Below are 18,690 nucleotides of genomic sequence, written 5' to 3'. Positions count from 1 at the left end.
ATAAAATTTTAAACCAATATCCTCCCATTCATCATAAATATAAATAATGAATATAATAATACGAGAAATAATAATAATGGAGGGTAAATATGGCACTATCTCCATCTGAATTTGTAGCAAATATGTCGCCACAACCTTTAAAGATTGTCCTTGGAAAAACTTCTACCTTAAACCTTACCTTTTCAAACACAAGCCTTGTGGATAGAGGCTACAACCTATATGTTGAACTAACTATCCCAGATGGTTTTTCATTCTACTCAAGTAGCACTCCTCCTACAGAAGTTATAACCAATCTTGACGGTACAATCACAGTAAAGTGGGTTAACATTAAGGATCTTGCTCCAAATGAGCTAAACTACACCATATCTGTTGAAATAAAGTCGGATGAAACCTTTAGAAGCACATCACTTCCAGTTCCCTTTGATATACCAATCCCAAATTTAAACCTAATTGCAAAGGTTGATACACTCCCAAGAGGAAATGACGACCCTGGTAATATAGAAATTATAAAAAGTGTCACAACTAATATAATCCCATTAAGATACAACCTAATTAAAAAAGGTCCCGGTAAAATGCCAAAGGGTGCAGGACTAATTCCAACACCAAATCCTCTTTGGCCATTTACCTACACATTAATACTTGATAACAACACTCGTGAATCATCTGATATAACATTAATAGACAATCTTCCAAATGGAATTAGATATTTAAATAATATTACTGCAACCGGTCCTAACGCATCAAGCTTTTTAAACCCAACAGTTACAATACCATCACCTTCTCCAAACTGCAAAAACTATACAATAATTGACTGGGGAAGCAAAACTCTTTCTGTTGGAAGCACAAATATAATAAACTTTGATGTAGCAATATGGGATAAATACTCTACAGGATGTCTTGAAAACTCAGGTAGTAAAATACCCCATGATACTCCTTTAATAAATACTGCAATATTAGATGGTTTATCTGGCCCTGTAACTGCAAACCTAACTACCATTGCAAAGGATATAACAATAGATAAATCCATTGTAGGTTCATCTATTACAGACGTAGGACTTACAAATTCATATAAACTTGTTTATAAAGTAAATCAATACGACAACGTAAACAATGTTGTAATTGTAGATGTAATTCCTGACGGGATGGAATACGTTTTAGGCTCAGCAAATCCATCTCCTTCATCTATTACAATAAATCCAAATGGAACAACTACACTCACTTGGAATTTAGGTAATCTAACAACTGGTACAACAGGTACAATAACATTCCAAACACTAACTAAAGCAACCTATGTAGATAGTAGCCCTGTTGCATCAAACGATAGTTTGACAAACAATTCAAACGTAAATGGTATAAACTCAAATACACTTTGGCAGACACCAGATAATTCTTCAGTCACTTCATTTATAAAAAAACCTTTTATTGATAAGCAAATTCTTGGATACTACTACAAAGACGGTACTCCAAAACCATATTCTGTTGCATCACCTGGTGACTTAGTAGAATTTTCTATAGGCTATGATGCATCAACTTTAAATGCTACTCAGCTTAATATTGAAATAGACGATTATGCCCCATATAATATGGGACCTTTACCACCATCATCTATCACCTATGGTGGAACTCTACCTGGGCCATTTAGCCCTTATACAGTATCACCAAATGGTTTTAGATGGGCTTTAGGTAATTTACCTGGTGGCACATTATGGACTGCAACCTTTAGAATTCCTGTTTTAGATATACCTTTGAATACTGTAAAAAATAATCTTGCAAAACTTGCAGGAAGAAATAGTTTAGACCTTTCCTATAGCGATAGAGACCAGGTTGAAGTAAAATTCGGAACACCAAATATCGAATTTGATAAATCTGTTACAGGCCCTAATGTAGATGCTATTAAAGCTGGAGAAGTATACACATATACAATCACAATTAAAAACACCCAAACCTTAGATAACCTAACAACCGATGCCTTTATGATGACATTAACAGATGTAATACCCGATGGTCTTGTATATAATGGAAACTACACTATTACAGGTACAGGAATCTATGACACCCCAACCTTTGTTGGACAAAACGTTTCAATGCTGATAAGAAAACTTGCACCTGGGGATAGTCTAACCTTTAGCTATGAAGTTTTAGTTACAAACTCTGTAGTAAGCGGTCAGGTTTATATAAACAAAGCCATCCTTACAAGACCTTATTCACAGATGGATATGTCCTATCAATATCCTGGAGACCCCTTTGAAGATTCTACAATTTTAAAGACCGAAAGACTAAAAATAGTTAAAACTATAAACCCTGCCTATGTTAAAGTAGGAGATATTGCAACCTATATACTTGAAGTAACTATCCCTAAAGGAACTATTGCATATAACGTAAAAGTTACAGACACCTATAAGACACCTGAACAGGTTTATGTGGGAAATGCAACACTAAACGGTAGCCCAATTACACCTACTGTTACACCACCAAATGTAGTCTTTCCAACCATACCAATAATAGATGCAACAGCCAATGAAGTTAAACTAATTTATTCATTTGATATTAGAGTTATTTCTGCTGCACACATATCACCATTTAGTGAAAACCAACCTAACACCGCAAAGGTTGAGTGGGATGTTGATACACAAGGAACTCCTGCAATCCCAGAGATAGTAACTCAAAATTTAGTAGTAAGAACTCCAAATATCATTGCCACAAAGGAACAGAGAAACTATACTCTAAATGGAACCTTTAGAACTGCAGATTTAAGCTTTAATGTAGGAAATATTATTGAATATAGAATTACCGTAACCAACAATGGACTTGAAACAGCCTACAATACCGTCGTTACAGATGTATTAAATCCACTTTTAAGCTTTGTTCCTTTAAGCTTCAATGCAACATTAGGTACTCCAACCTATTCAATGGGAACAGTAACTTGGACAATTCCTGAGCTCCCACTTGGTCAGTCAGCTACACTAACCTTTAGAGTTGAGACTTTACCTGGCTTTGCCGCAAACTCATCAACTTCAAATAAAGCAACATTTGTATATAATACCAACAACAATGGCTATGGTGTTGAATACAGCGGCAACTCCAATACCGTTAACCTTATTGCTCCAAACTTAACACTTGTAAAAACTGCATCGCTTCTTCAGGCTGAAATAGGTGATGATATAGAATATACCCTAACCGTTACAATACCCTATGGTGTTTATGTATATTCACTAAGGGCAAGGGATACACTACCAACAGGACAGACCTATATTGGGCCTGCAACAAGGCAGCAGGATGAAGGTCCTATTACACCTATAACTCCTTCTGTTGTTGGGCAAGTAATAACATTCCCTACAGAACCAGACCTTTATTCCTATCCAAATCCAATAACTATTAAATATAAATTTATTGCAAGAGTAATAAGTGGAAACCATACTCCACCATATACCCAAACTCAACAAAATCAATCAAGAATAGACTGGGCACTTGTATCTGGAGGACCTTTAACTAAAAATAGAACATCTAACTTAAATATAACAGTAAGAACCCCAAACATCGTAGTTACAAAAGAACAAAGAAATTTTACACAAGGTGGAAACTATACGCAAAACCCAATAATTTCAAATCCAAATGATACTATATACTATAGGATAACTATTAACTCAAACGGTGCATCACCTGCCTATAATATAAACCTTAGCGATGTATTAGATTCTAATTTACAATTTATTTCAATAATAGGTGCATCATCTGGAACAGCATCCTACTCTGCAGGACCTCCTGAAACAATTAACTGGAATATACCTGTTTTAAACAATGGTTCTTCGGCAACCCTTGAATTCTCAGTTAAAATAAAATCCCCAATTGCAGCCTCAAGCTCAATAACAAACAAGGCAACCTCAACCTATGATTCAAATGACGTAAATCCTGTAACCTATAATGCAGATTCAAATACTACAACCATAAATATACCTGCACTCACTATCACCAAGGAGGCTGTACCAAATCCTGCAAAGATAGGAGATGAAATAAACTATACTATAACCATTCCTGTCCCTGAAAATATTGTTGCCTACAATTTGTTATTGACTGATGTTTTCCCAACAAAACAGGAATATGTATTAGGTAGCTTTACACGAAATACAATCCCTGTAGCTCCAACAGTTGTAGGAAATACAATAACCTATCAAGAAACAGCTCCAATATATGGACCAACAACTCTAATATACTCCTTTAAAACTATTGTTAGAGATGGAAAAACAGAAGAACCTTATTCAGAAATGCAAAGAAATAGTGCTTCTATAAAATGGAACTTGACTGAAGGAGGCCAATCTGCACCTATCGTTTCAACCTTTGTAGATGTTGAAGTTAGAAGCCCTCATATAAAAATTGAAAAGTGGCAAAAGAATGCAACAAAGGGTGGAGATTTCACCAAAAATCCTATATTTGATGTTGAGGCAGGAGATGAAATACACTATAAACTAACAATTACAAACGATGGTTTAGCAGATGCCTTTAATATTATAACAACCGATATACTTTCAAGCTATCTAATATTTTCTTCAGTAGTACCTCCTCCACCAACAGGTACTGTAACTCACATTGCTGGTACAGTTACTTGGACTGAATCTACTTTAACAGTTGGGGAGACAAAAACACTTATATTCTCCTGCATAGTAAACTCAATTCCAACACCGGGTGAGGCTGTTGAAAACTTTGCAGAGAGCCTATATGATACAAATACAATAAATCCAAAAACTTTAGGCCCTGCTTTATCAAATAAAGTAACCTTCAACTACGCCTACCCTGAGATTACAAAAAAGGTAGATAAAAATGCTGCCCTTGTTGGTGAAGAAGTTGAATATACAATAAACGTATCAGTTCCACTTGGAGTAAAGATATATGATGTAACTGTAAACGATATACTACCAATAGAGCAGAGCTATGTTCCATTTACTCTAACTAAAAATGGTGTAAATCTTGGTGCTGCCACTTTAACCTTCCCTGTTGAAACTGAAATAGATGCCCAATTAGCAGAAGTCACCATTGAATACAAGTTCAGAGCAAAGGTAAACAATATCACAGCACCTCCTCAGCAAGGACAAATAAATACTGCTACACTTGATTGGAAATACACTCCACTTGGTCCAAGTGGTCCACAGCAAACAGCAACCTCAACCGTTTATGTATCAAACGCAAACCTAATATTAACAAAATCCCAAAATAATGTAACAACCAATCCATCTAATCCATTTACAACCGATGATATAAAGGTTAACGTTGGAGACTTAGTATATTATGAACTTAAGGTATATAACCCCAACAGCTATGCACTTGTTAATGTGGTTGCAACCGAAACAATAGATCCTCTATTATCATTTGTAGATACAATTTCAGTTGACACAGGAACACTAAATGTTTCTTCAGGAAACTTAGAATGGACTATACCATCAATTCCTTCAGGTACCGAATACAAAGCAGTGATTGCCCTTATTGTAAACTCTGATGCATTTACAGGACAAAGAATTCCAAATAGCTTTAATGCAACCTTTGCTATACAAGGTGCAACACCTCTTGTTTACTATGGCCCAAAGACTTCAAATACTGTCTATGCCGTTTTAGGTGAACTTGGTGTTTTAAAATATGCATCAGATAATACCTTTAAGGTTGGAGATATAATAACCTACTTTATAGAAATAACTGTGCCCTATGGAACAAAGGCTAAAAATATAAGCATAATAGATACTCTGCCATCTAAACAAATTTATTTAGGACCTGCAAGTTATAACTCTACAACATTAACTCCTATATTTTCTAATGGTGATATCATATTTAACATTCCACTTGTTGATGCAACATTAGAGGAGAAAACAATAACAATAACATTTAATGCAAGGGTGCTTGATGGAAACAACTCAGAACCTTATGTTGAAACTCAAAGAAATATCGTTAAAGTAACAAGTGAAATAGATGAAGAAGGAACATTAAGCCCTGAAATAGAAAAATATGTAGATGTTGAAATAACAAGACCATTTGTATTTGTTGCTAAAACCCATAGAAATATTACTCAAGAGACAGGTTATAATACAGATACAATGCCTGTTTTAGCCGATGATATACTTGAGTTTAGATTAACAGTCCACAACTTCGGTTCATCATCTGCCTACAATATTGTAATTGAAGATTATATATCACCCTATTTAGAATATACAGGATACTATGATGCACCTATTGGAACAGTCAACTATCTGCCCCTTGTACGCAAAATTGAATGGACAATTGATGAACTTCCAGTAAACACCGTAAAATCTCTAATATTTAGGGTTAAAGTTGTGGGAGGTATTCCTGCAGGTGGATTCTCTAAAAATAAAGGAAGCTTTATATACTCCACAAACAATACAACCCCAATAACCTATCCAAAAGAAGATACCAACGAAGTTATTCAAAAATTCCCTGATATTGAAGTTAGTAAAATTGCAGATATATACTACACTACAGTAGGAACTATCATAAGATACACTGTAACCTTTAAACTTCCAAAGGGAACAAGTATAGTAAATGGTCAGTTTACTGATATACTCCCTATAGGCCAAACCTACGTTGGAAATGCAACTTTAATGGGACAGCCAATAGAACCCGTTTTAGTAGAAGCCCAAAGGGTTGTTTTCCCTGTTGTACCTTATGCCTATGCAGAAGAGGACGAATATTATAACTATGCCTTTGATGTATCTATTTTAAGTGCAAACCCAGACCCTATAACCTTAATAGATACCCAGCAAAACTGTGCCTATGGAGTATGGTATCTATCCTCTGAGGAAATAGGCCCTGGAATTCAGATTTGCACAAACATTTATGTAACAAACTCAGAGATTAGTCTATCAAAGGAACAGAGAAATTTAACAAAACAAGGGGAGTTTACAACCAATAACATCGTAGGTTCACTTGGGCAGCTTGTTGAATATAGACTTGTTATTACAAACAGTGGACCATATCCAATTTATAATGTAAATGTAAGCGATATTCTAAACGATGATTTAAAATTTATTGAAGTTGTCTATGCAGAAGGTACAGTAACCCACACAGGTGAACCAAGCGATGGAATAGTCTATATTGATATTGACAGTATGGGCGTAGGAGAAACAAGAACATTTATATTTAAAGTAAAAATACTAAGAAGAGCCCAAGGAACTATAAAAAACAATGCAAAACTAACATTTAAGCTTTCTCCAGAGTCGGATATAGTATTTGAAGGTATAAAATCCAATACTGTTATAATAAACAACCAAGGTTCTGGAAGCCGTGGAGTATCTATTAAAAAGATATTAGAATTAAATAACGTAAATTAAACTTATACCCCCTGAAGATTTTCAGGGGGGTTTTTAAAAAAGGATATTTACTATGCACTCGAAGTTTCAAATTATACAGTAAATTTCATTATAAACTACATTAACAACTACCATAAATATAATGTAGCATAAAAAAAATATATGATATATAATAAAATTAGAATAAGTCTATAGGGGGTAAACTTATGAAGAAAGTAGCTGTTATATTTAATGGCGGTACTATTTCAATGAAGGTAGATCCAAAACTTCAGGCTGCAGTACCAAGCTTAAGTTCAGAGGAAATAATGGCAATGGTAACTGGTATTGAAGGTTTTGCCTCAATTGAAAGCTTTACTTTTTCTAAACTTCCAGGACCACATATGACTCCTGAAAAAATGCTTGAACTATCAAAGTACATAAAGCAGATACTTGATAGAGATGACATATCAGGTGTTGTAGTAACCCACGGTACAGACTCTCTGGAGGAGACTGCCTACTTCTTAGACCTAACTATAAACTCTGAAAAGCCAATAATTGTAACAGGAGCTATGCGTAATAGTTCAGAGCTTGGATATGACGGCCCTGCAAACCTTGCAGCATCAATTTGTACAGCAATTTCAGAAGAGGCAAAAGGAAGAGGAGTTCTTGTATGCTTTAATGATGAACTCTTCTGTGCAAGTGAAGTTACAAAGAGAAATTCAATGAGTTTAAATGCATTTCAATCACCTTTATTTGGTCCAATTGGAATAATAGACAGCAATAAGGTCATATTCTATCGCAACAGCATTAGAAAACAACATATCGAAATAGACAATGTAAATGCAAATGTTCAGCTCATCAAATGCGTGACAGGTATGGATTCCACTTTAATAGATTACTGTATTGAAAAAGGAACAGATGGATTGGTAATAGAGGGAATGGGAAGAGGAAATGTACCTCCTAATATGGTATCAGGGATTAAGAAGGCCATTGACTTAGGAATTCCAGTTGTAGTTGTTTCAAGATGTTTTGAAGGACGTGTCCTTGACAGCTATGGATATCCAGGTGGTGGACGCGAACTTAGAAATTTAGGCGTAATATTTGGTGATACTCTACCAGGACAAAAAGCAAGAATAAAACTAATTGTAGCACTAAGTAAAACAAAGGATTTAAATGAGATAAAAAGGATATTTGAGATGGAGCTATATAATTAAAAAAACTACTTTTAAAATACTTGGAGTATTTATAAATTAGCCCCATAAAGGATTTCTTAGGCATTCGTTTATTTTGCCAATCAAATCTAAGCTTTTCTTTGTTTGAAAAAGTCCTACCATCGCAATGTCATCGTCCTGATGACTGCTCGGCTCGGCACATCCTGTGCCGAATTACGAACTTTTTCAAAGTCGAAAAGCAAGATTTGCTAAGGCTTATAAAAGGGCCATATATAAAATCCTTTATGGGGCTTCTTCAAATTTCATCTAATAAATATGCTTATTAATATTCTTAAATACTATTTATGGAACTTTTTTAATATGCTCTTCCCCAATAAACCATATGCTTTGCTGGCTTTCCACAGCATACACACTTGTCACTTAAAGTTTCTTGCTCAAATGGTATACATCTTGAAGTTGCACCTGTTTCTTCCTTTATCTTATCCTCACATTCTCTATCTCCACACCACATAGCCTTTATAAATCCTGGCTTGTTTTCAACTATATCCTTAAATTCATCCATATTTGTTGCTACATAAGTGTGCTCATCTCTATTCTTTCTTGCCATTTCAAGCATATTGTTGTGTATATCATCAAGAAGCTTTAATACTTCTTGTTCTAAGTTATCCATTGAAACTATAATCTTTTCCATTGTGTCACGTCTTACAAGCACAACTTGATTCTTTTCTATATCCTTTGGTCCAACCTCAAGTCTTACAGGGACACCCTTCATTTCATATTCTGCGAACTTCCAACCTGGCATCTTATCTGAATCATCAAGTTTAACTCTAACAACCTTTGAAAGCCTTTCCTTTAGTTCATTTGCCTTATCAAGTACTCCTTCCTTATGCTGTGCAATTGGTACTATTACAACTTGAATTGGTGCTACTCTTGGTGGAAGCTTTAGTCCATTATCATCACCGTGAACCATTATAACTGCACCAATTAATCTTGTTGTAACTCCCCAAGATGTTTCATGAACATATTGAAGCTGACCATTCTTATCAAGATATCTTATATTAAATGCCTTAGCAAAATTATCTCCAAAATAGTGAGAAGTTCCAGTTTGTAGAGCCTTTCCGTCATGCATTAGACTCTCAATTGTATAGGTTGCCTGAGCACCAGCAAACTTTTCCTTATCTGTCTTTCTTCCCTTTATAACTGGTATTGCAAGTACTTCTTCACAGTGTTTTGCATATATATTTAACATTCTAATTGTTTCTTCCTCTGCCTCTTCTGCTGTTGCGTGGATAGTATGTCCCTCTTGCCATAGGAATTCAGTTGTTCTCAAAAATGGTCTTGTGGTCTTTTCCCATCTTACAACAGAACACCATTGGTTATATAGCTTTGGAAGGTCTTTATATGATTGAACTATCTTTGAAAAATGCTCACAGAATAGAGTTTCTGATGTTGGTCTAACACAAAGTCTTTCTGCTAACTCTTCACTTCCACCATGTGTTACCCAAGCAACCTCTGGTGCAAAACCTTCAACGTGTTCTGCTTCCTTTCTTAAGAGGCTCTCTGGTATAAATAGAGGCATATAAACATTTTCGTGTCCTGTTTCCTTAAATCTTGCGTCTAAATCTTTTTGAATATTTTCCCATATTGCATATCCATATGGTCTTATAATCATACATCCCTTTACGCTTGAATAATCGATAAGTTCAGCCTTCTTAACTATGTCTGTATACCACTGTGCAAAATCTTCATCCATTGATGTTATCGCTTCAACAAGCTTTTTATCCTTTTCCTTTGCCATATTATCTCCTCCTTATTTTTTATGTATAAGTTTAAACCTTTATTTTACATAAATAAAAGCCTCGAATCCCTAAAAAGGGACCGAGGCAAACTTTCGGCGGTACCACCCTAATTAATATGCAAATGCATATTCTCTCAAATTGATAACGGAAAAACCGCTGCAGCCTACTTAAGTTCGGTGCAGGACTCAGAGGCGGGTTCAAAATCAGTCCTTTAGGAATTCACACCAACCATTCCCTCTCTGAAAAGGAACTAATTTTTACTATTCCTCATCATAGTCTTAAATATTCTATTTCTATATTATTTTATCATATTTTAGTGTGTTTGCAACATTTTTTAAATAAATTAAATTTCACTATCATAGAACATACTATCATCTTCAAATCTAAATTATAATAATTACGATTATTATATTTATGTTATATAAATTATAATCTTGTTTTCAAGTTTTTATTCATATTATTTATTTTTTATAGTATTATAGTTATGAGGTGGTCATATGATAATTGCAGTCGTTGATGGACAAGGTGCTGGAATTGGTCAGGCAGTTATAAAAAAAATAAAGAAAGAGTTTGAAGATAAAGTTAAAGTTGTTGCTTTAGGTCTTAATAAAACTGCACTTAAGAATATGATAAAATCTGGTGCAGAAGAAGGAATTATAGGAAGTAAAAACATAAGTGAATATATACTCAATAATCAGATAGACTTTATTATTGGACCTATTGGAATACTTTGTGCTGGGGGAATCTGTGGAGAAGTTACATCCACAGTTTCAAAGGCAATATTTAATTCACCTGCAACAAAATTAATCATTCCTCTTCAAAAACACGGCATATATATACCTAATACACAGGATTTATCTATAAAGGAATGCATAGAGGTATTTATAGAAAAAATAGGGGAGCAAATATAGCTCCCTTTAAATTGTAGACAAACCTACTTATTAGCTAAAGTATGAAAAAGCCCCATGAATGGATTTCAAAAGGCTCTTTCATAAGCTTTAGCAATTCTTGGCTTTTCGACTTTAGAAAAGTCCGTAATTCGGCACAGGACGTGCCGAGCCGAGCGGCCATCAGGACGAGGGCATCGCGAGGGTAGGACTTTTTCAAACAAATAAAAGCTTAGAATTGCTTAGCGAAATGAACGAATGCCCAAGAAATCCTTCATGGGGCTAATCAATATATGACTTTTTCAACAATCCGAGAAGCAAATACATCTCCCTATTTTATACAAGATTATACTTTTCAATCATTTTTACAACAAAAGGAATTACAATAAGCTGAATGATAATTCCCCAAATACATTTTACAAAGGATGCAGTTATAAACATATTTAGAACATACTTTTTTCCCATTGATGTTAAAAGAATATAATTTGCAGCACCAGAAACTATTCTTCCAAGAAGCATAGCAGAAATCAATGATACAAATAAATTTACCCTTATCTTCTTGTATAAATATCCTGATATAAATCCATAGGTTGCAAGCTCAAAGCCCATAGCAACAGCAACAGGATAAATAGGCGGCATACCAGTTAGTATTGAACTTAAAAATGGAGTAACAAATCCAATAAGTGCACCATACTTTTCTCCTAATATAAACCCACAAAGTAGAACTGGTATGTGCATTGGTAAGAATACATTACCTGGAAGACCACTCATATGAAATATGCTTGGTATAAGAAGACCAAGTGCTAAAAATAATGCTGAAAGTACTAATTTTTTTGTTTTTGACATAAGAACCCTCCCTTAAATTGTAATAAGTTATATTTGTTATTAAAAAATAAAAAAAGGTAGAGCAAAACGCCCTACCTTCGTGGTAAGCTAATGTTATTAATAAAGGAACGCTTATGAAGCCTTCGTGACTTCCTCTTTATTATAATATATATTAATTTCTACTTCAATATTAGAACTCACAATTTCCTGGTGTTCTTGGGAATGGTATAACGTCTCTAATATTGCCCATTCCTGTTAAATACATAATCATTCTTTCAAATCCAAGACCATATCCAGCGTGCTTTGTTTCTCCATATTTTCTAAGCTCTAAATACCACCAATAGTCTTCTTTTCTCATTCCAAGCTCTTCAATTCTTCTAACTAAAACATCATATCTTTCTTCTCTTTGGCTACCACCTATTATTTCTCCAACACCAGGAACTAAAAGGTCTGCCGCTGCAACAGTCTTACCATCGTCATTTAATCTCATATAAAAGGCCTTTATATCCTTTGGATAGTTAGTTACAAACACAGGCTTTTTAAATATTTCTTCTGTTATATATCTTTCGTGTTCTGTTTGAAGGTCACATCCCCACTCAACAGGATATTGAAATTCTTTTCCTGATTTCTTTAAAAGGTCAATAGCTTCTGTATATGTTATTCTTGCAAACTCTGAATTTAACACATTGTTTAATCTATCCAATAATGTATTGTCTATGAAATTATTGAAAAATTCCATTTCCTCTGGTGCATTTTCAAGTACATAGCTTATTATATACTTAACCATATCCTCTGCTGTATCCATATAATCATTCAAGTCAGCAAAGGCCATTTCAGGCTCTATCATCCAAAACTCTGAAGCGTGTCTTGCTGTATTTGAATTTTCTGCTCTAAAGGTTGGTCCAAATGTATATACCTTCTTATACGCAAGGGCAAAAATTTCTGCCTCAAGCTGACCACTAACTGTAAGGTTTGCCTCTCTTCCAAAGAAATCCTCTGAAAAATCTATGCTTCCATCCTCTTTTCTTGGAATATTGTTTAAATCTAATGTTGTTACTCTAAACATTTCGCCAGCACCTTCACAGTCACTTCCTGTGATTATTGGCGTATTTACATAAACAAATCCTCTTTCTTGAAAGAACTTGTGTATAGCAAAAGCCGCAACAGAACGCACTCTAAATACAGCAGAGAAGGTATTACTTCTTGGCCTTAGGTGTGCTATTGTTCTTAAATACTCAAATGTATGTCTCTTTTTTTGTAGTGGATAATCTGAACTTGACATACCCTCTATTATAATATTGGTTGCTTGAACCTCAAAGGGTTGTTTTGCCCCTGGAGTTTCAACTAACTTTCCTTCTACAGTTATAGATGAACTTATTGGTAGCTTCTCAACTTCCTTAAAGTTTTCAAGCTTTTCATCAAATACTATTTGAAGGTTCTTAAAAAAAGTACCATCATTTAATTCAATAAATCCAAAGGCCTTTGATGATCTTACTGTTCTAACCCAACCTGATACCCTAACATCTTGATTTAAATACTTTTCACTCTCTCTATAGAGCTGCTTTACTTCTACTGTTTGCATAGGCTACCTCCTTTTATTTTTATGTTTATTATAATAACTCATTATTTACATATAAAAAGCTCTTCATCCCATAATGGGACGAAGAGCTAATCTTCGCGGTACCACCCAAATTGCCTAAAAGGCCACCTCTTTGTGGATATAACGCTCCACAGACGTCTTAGTCTACTCTCAAAAGATTTCGGTAAGAGACTCCAGGATGTTCTTCAGCCTAAGTCCAGTACCAGTCTTCCACCACCACTGGCTCGCTTTAACCTTCTCTTAAGCCTACTCTTCCCTTCACAGTCTTTATCATCTTATTATAAAGATTATATTATTAATAATTTCATTTGTCAATCAATTATAAATTCATCATAGAGCTTAGGTATTTCAACTTTGCATTGAACAAATCTCTCAAGTTCCTCCTTTAAATTTTTAGATGCCTCCTCTTCACCGTGGGTTACAAATATTTTCTTAGAAATACCATTTTTAATGTTCTTCACCCAATTCAAAAGTCCTCCTAAATCTGCGTGCCCTGATAACGAAGGAATGCTGTATATTTTGGCATTTACAACCATCTCTTCTCCAAATATTTTTACCCTTTTCTCTCCATCTAATATTCTTCTACCTAATGTTCCTTCAGCCTGATAACCAACAAATATTATAGAGGTGTTCTTTTTCCATATATTATGCTTTAAATGGTGCTTTATTCTTCCAGCTTCACACATACCACTTGCAGAAATTATAACTACCCCCTGCTTCTCATTTAATGCCTGCGATTCTTCAGGTGTTTGAACTATATAAAGATTGTCAAAGTGAAGAACATCTATATCTTTAGATAATAAATTTAATGCCTCTTCATCGTAGCATTCCTTGTGCTTCTCAAATATCTCAAGTGCCTCCCTTGCAAGAGGACTATCAAGATAAAACTCGATATTTTTTAGTTCTTCCTTTTTTTCGATATCAATGTATTGATTTAAAATGTATAAAACCTCCTGTGTCCTTCCAACTGAAAAGGCAGGTATTATTACATTTCCCCCTGCTTTAACCGTATTTATTATTATATCATATAGGGATTTTACCTCTTCTGCCCTTGATTCGTGAAATCTGTTTCCATATGTTGATTCAATTACAAGATAATCTGTATAATCTATATACTCATAATTTCTTATTATTGGAATATTAAAGTTACCCAAATCTCCACTGAAGGTTATAATATTCTCCCTTTTATTTTCCTTTATCTTTATAACTACTATTGCAGAGCCTAAAAGATGCCCAGCATCTTTAAACATAAACTCTATGTTTTTATCAATTGTAATCCACTTATTATATGATGCCCTATAAAGATAATCATTAACAACAAGTGCATCTTCAACCGTATATAAAGGCTCAACCGGGTCAAGCCCCTTTCTTAATCTCTTTTTAGTCCTCCATTTTGCTTCAAACTCCTGAATATGACCACTATCCTTAAGCATTATATTTACCAAATCACAGGTTGCAGATGTTGCATATACTGTTCCCCTAAAGCCCTGCTTATAAAGCATAGGAAGTCTTCCTGAATGGTCTATATGGGCATGAGTTAGTATTACAAAATCAATATCCTTTGGATTAAAGGTAAATGGTTCATAGTTTAAATCAAATACACTTCCTTGAAACATTCCACAATCAACTAAAAATTTTCTTTTATTTGTTTCAATTAGGTAGCAAGAACCTGTAACTTGTCCTGCCGCACCACAGAATTTAATCTTCATACAAAGCCCCCTTTCTTTTTATTATACCATATATTTTTATAATTTTCTTTCAATTGACTAATTAAGTCGAATTTGATACAATTTTGTTAAAATTAAAAAATTGGAGGTGCAGTATGGGTCAATTAATATCCAATTTCATCAACAATACAAACAACATTCTTTGGTCTTATATTATAATTGCACTATTAATTGCAGCCGGACTTTATTTTTCCTTCAGAACAAGATTTGTTCAGCTAAGATACTTCAAGGAGATGTTTAAACTTCTTACAGAAGGAACAGGCAGTGCAAAGGGGACAAGCCATATTTCATCCTTTCAAGCCTTCTGTATAAGTACCGCATCCCGTGTTGGAACAGGAAACCTTGCGGGCGTTGCAACAGCAATAACCGTTGGAGGTCCTGGTGCTATATTTTGGATGTGGGTTATAGCTCTAATAGGCGGTGCATCAAGCTTTGTTGAAAGCACACTTGCCCAAGTTTATAAAGTTAAAGATGGTGAAAACTATCGCGGAGGCCCTGCCTACTATATGGAAAGAGCCTTAGGTCAAAGATGGATGGGAATACTTTTTTCAATCCTTATAACAATATGCTTTGGACTTGTATTTAATTCTGTTCAAGCAAACACAATTTCTCAAGCATTTCAAAAGGCATTTGGAATAAAAACTTATATAACAGGTGCTGTAATAGCCTTCATAACAGCAATAATTATATTTGGTGGAGTTAAGAGAATTGCAAAAACAGCAGAAGCAATCGTCCCTGTTATGGCAATAGCCTATATTATGGTTGCACTATTTATAGTTTTAAAGAATATAACATTAATCCCTTCAGTATTTAAGATGATTATTGAAGGTGCCTTTGGAGTAAAACAAGCAGTTGGTGGTGGTATAGGTGCTGCAATAATGATGGGTATAAAGAGAGGTCTTTTCTCAAACGAAGCTGGTATGGGAAGTGCACCAAATGCAGCAGCAACAGCCCACACATCACACCCTGCAAAACAAGGACTTATTCAAACACTTAGCATATTTACAGATACATTGTTAATCTGTAGTGCAACAGCCTTCATAATACTAACTTCTGGTGAATTTACTAATCCCGAAATAACAGGTATTCAGCTTACACAAAATGCACTTATTCATCACGTTGGTTCTTGGGGAAGTGTGTTTATAGCAATATGTATATTCCTATTTGCCTATAGTTCAGTTATAGGAAACTACTATTATGGTGAAACAAACATTGAATTTATTAAACCAAGCAAGACGTATTTAAATATATATAGACTACTTGTTGTAGCAATGGTTATGTGGGGCTCAATTGCTTCACTTCAAATAGTTTGGGATTTAGCAGACCTATTTATGGGACTTATGGCTATATTAAATATAATTGCAATACTTCTTCTTGGAAATGTTGCATTTAAGGTTTTAAAGGATTATGAAAAACAAAGAGAAGAAGGATTTGATCCTAAGTTTAAGGCAAGAAATATAGAGGGATTAGAGAACGCAGATTGTTGGGAAGAGTAAAATAAAAGGCTTGGATTTAATCAAGCCTTTTTATTAGCCACATAAAGGATTTCTTTGGCTTACGTTCATTTCGCCAAGCAATTCTAAGGCTTTTCTTTGTTTGAAAAATCCTACCCTCGCGATGCCATCGTCCTGATGGCCGCTCGGCTCGGCACTTCCTGTGCCGAATTACGGACTTTTTCAAAGCCGAAAAGCCAAGAATTGCTAAAGCTTATGAAAGAGCCTTTTTGAAATCCTTTTATGTGTCTAAAACAGAGTTTATAAAAAATAGTAATAAAATATAGGCTTGGTTTAAAAACCAAGCCTATATTTTATCATATACCTGCTATCTTCTTTATTTCACTCTTAATGTTGTCTGACTTTGGTCCAAATATAGCTTGGATACCATCGCCAACTTCAACTACTCCTGCAGCACCAAGTTGCTTTAATCTATCCTTATTTACCTTCTTAGGATCAACTACGTTTACTCTAAGTCTTGTTATACAAGCATCAAGGTACTTAATGTTTTCCTTTCCTCCAAGAGCTTCTAAAACATTTGCTGCAAGTGTTGAATTTGTAGCTGCCGCTTCTGTTGCTCCTTGAACTTCTTCATCTTCTCTACCTGGAGTCTTTAAATTGAATGTTCTTATTGCAAATCTAAATACAAAGTAGTAGATAACTGAGAATACTAAACCTACTGGTATTACAAGCCACCAAGAAGTTCTATTTGGTATTACCCCAAATAGTATAAAGTCAATTATACCACCTGAGAATGTCATACCTATCTTAACATTTAATATGTGCATTATCATAAATGAAAGTCCTGCAAACACACAGTGTACAGCATATAATGCTGGTGCTACGAATAGGAATGTAAATTCGATTGGTTCTGTTATACCTGTTAAGAATGAAGTAAGTGCTGCTGATGCCATAATACCTGCAACAACCTTCTTCTTTTCTGGTCTTGCTTCGTGGTACATAGCAAGAGCTGCTGCTGGAAGACCAAACATCATAAATGGGAACTTACCTGTCATAAATGTACCTGCTGTAAATGGAACTCCATCCTTAAGTTGTTGGAAGAATATTGCTTGGTCGCCTCTAACAACTTGACCTGCAAGTTGTCCAGTTTTTGCTGTATATTCACCAAATTGATACCAGAATGGATTATAGAATATATGATGTAATCCAAATGGAATAAGTGCTCTTTCTATAACTCCAAATATAAATGCTGCTACAGTCTTATTTGCATCAATCATTGAGCTTGAGAATGCGTTAAGTCCATTTTGAATTGGAGGCCATACAACAACCATTACAAGTCCTAATATTATTGATGCTGCTGCTGTTACAATTGGAACGAATCTCTTTCCTGCAAAGAATCCTAAGAATGGTGGAAGTTCTATTGTATAGTACTTTTCATATAGTGCATAAGCAACTAAACCTACTATAATACCACCAAACACACCAGTTTGAAGTGTTGGAACACCAAGAACATTTGCATAAGCTGGGCTCTTTCCTATGTGTGCTGGTGTTACACCTGCTACTATTCCCATAGTAACATTCATTATTAGGAAACCAACTATTGCTGCAAGCCCTGCAACACCTTCTCCTCCTGCAAGACCTACTGCAACACCTACTGCGAAGATAAGTGGTAGATTACCAAAAATAATACCTCCTGATTGTTCCATAACCCTTGCAATAGCCTGCATACCTGCTGATCCAAAGGCAGGTGCCTTTTCTAAGAATGCTTGGTTCTGAAACATATTACCTAATGCAAGTAGTATACCTGCTGCTGGAAGTAGAGCAACTGGTAGCATTAGGGCTTTACCTATTTTTTGTAGGACACCAAATGCTTTTTTTGTTGACATAAACTTTCCCCTCCTAACGAGTTTTTATATATATTTTTATATTTTAGATAAAAT

General features: G+C 34.8%; 9 protein-coding genes and 2 other annotated features. Of the genes, 4 read left to right on the top strand and 5 right to left on the bottom strand.

Features of this window, described 5'->3' with window-relative positions; translation table 11 throughout:
* Window positions 1–89: 89 nt before the first annotated feature.
* Window positions 90–7,328 carry a hypothetical protein gene (locus tag JG776_RS01395; protein WP_291964053.1) on the top strand — a complete coding sequence of 2,413 codons (7,239 nt, stop codon included), beginning with the start codon at window positions 90–92 and terminating at the stop codon, window positions 7,326–7,328.
* A 185-nt stretch (window positions 7,329–7,513) separates the two neighbouring features.
* Window positions 7,514–8,500, top strand: coding sequence for an asparaginase (locus JG776_RS01390; protein ID WP_291964052.1), 987 nt, complete (start codon window positions 7,514–7,516; stop codon window positions 8,498–8,500).
* Between the two features lie 313 nt (window positions 8,501–8,813).
* Here the strand turns inward: JG776_RS01390 and proS are convergent, their stop codons facing one another.
* A complete protein-coding gene (proS, locus tag JG776_RS01385) occupies window positions 8,814–10,256 on the bottom strand; it encodes a proline--tRNA ligase (RefSeq protein ID WP_291964051.1) in 1,443 nt (480 codons plus the stop codon).
* 72 nt (window positions 10,257–10,328) lie between these two features.
* Window positions 10,329–10,540 (bottom strand) — a binding site (T-box leader).
* 214 nt (window positions 10,541–10,754) lie between these two features.
* Between proS and JG776_RS01380 the strand changes: the two genes are divergently transcribed.
* A complete protein-coding gene (locus tag JG776_RS01380) occupies window positions 10,755–11,168 on the top strand; it encodes a DUF3842 family protein (protein WP_291964050.1) in 414 nt (137 codons plus the stop codon).
* 312 nt (window positions 11,169–11,480) lie between these two features.
* On the opposite strand, the gene JG776_RS01375 is transcribed toward JG776_RS01380, so the two are convergent.
* The 3 genes from JG776_RS01375 to JG776_RS01365 form a co-directional block, all read right to left on the bottom strand.
* Window positions 11,481–11,990 carry an ECF transporter S component gene (locus JG776_RS01375; protein ID WP_291964049.1) on the bottom strand — a complete coding sequence of 170 codons (510 nt, stop codon included), beginning with the start codon at window positions 11,988–11,990 and terminating at the stop codon, window positions 11,481–11,483.
* Window positions 11,991–12,159: 169 nt separating this feature from the next.
* Entirely contained in the window at window positions 12,160–13,551 is a 1,392-nt protein-coding gene (gene asnS, locus JG776_RS01370; protein ID WP_291964048.1) for an asparagine--tRNA ligase, read from the bottom strand.
* A gap of 71 nt (window positions 13,552–13,622) precedes the next feature.
* Window positions 13,623–13,840, bottom strand: a binding site (T-box leader).
* 40 nt (window positions 13,841–13,880) lie between these two features.
* Entirely contained in the window at window positions 13,881–15,278 is a 1,398-nt protein-coding gene (locus tag JG776_RS01365; protein WP_291964047.1) for an MBL fold metallo-hydrolase, read from the bottom strand.
* A 113-nt stretch (window positions 15,279–15,391) separates the two neighbouring features.
* On the opposite strand from JG776_RS01365, the gene JG776_RS01360 reads away from it, so the two are divergent.
* Window positions 15,392–16,792, top strand: a complete 1,401-nt coding sequence (locus tag JG776_RS01360; RefSeq protein WP_291964046.1) for a sodium:alanine symporter family protein — start codon at window positions 15,392–15,394, stop codon at window positions 16,790–16,792.
* Between the two features lie 314 nt (window positions 16,793–17,106).
* On the opposite strand, the gene ptsG is transcribed toward JG776_RS01360, so the two are convergent.
* Entirely contained in the window at window positions 17,107–18,636 is a 1,530-nt protein-coding gene (gene ptsG / locus JG776_RS01355) for a glucose-specific PTS transporter subunit IIBC (RefSeq protein WP_291964045.1), read from the bottom strand.
* Between the last annotated feature and the right edge of the window lie 54 nt (window positions 18,637–18,690).

Origin of the sequence: Caloramator sp. (genome assembly GCF_020054765.1) — a bacterium.
GTDB lineage: Bacteria > Bacillota > Clostridia > Clostridiales > Caloramatoraceae > Thermobrachium > Thermobrachium proteoclasticum.
The sequence above is the reverse complement of the archived record's forward strand: the minus strand, read 5'-3'. Positions and strand labels throughout refer to the sequence as shown.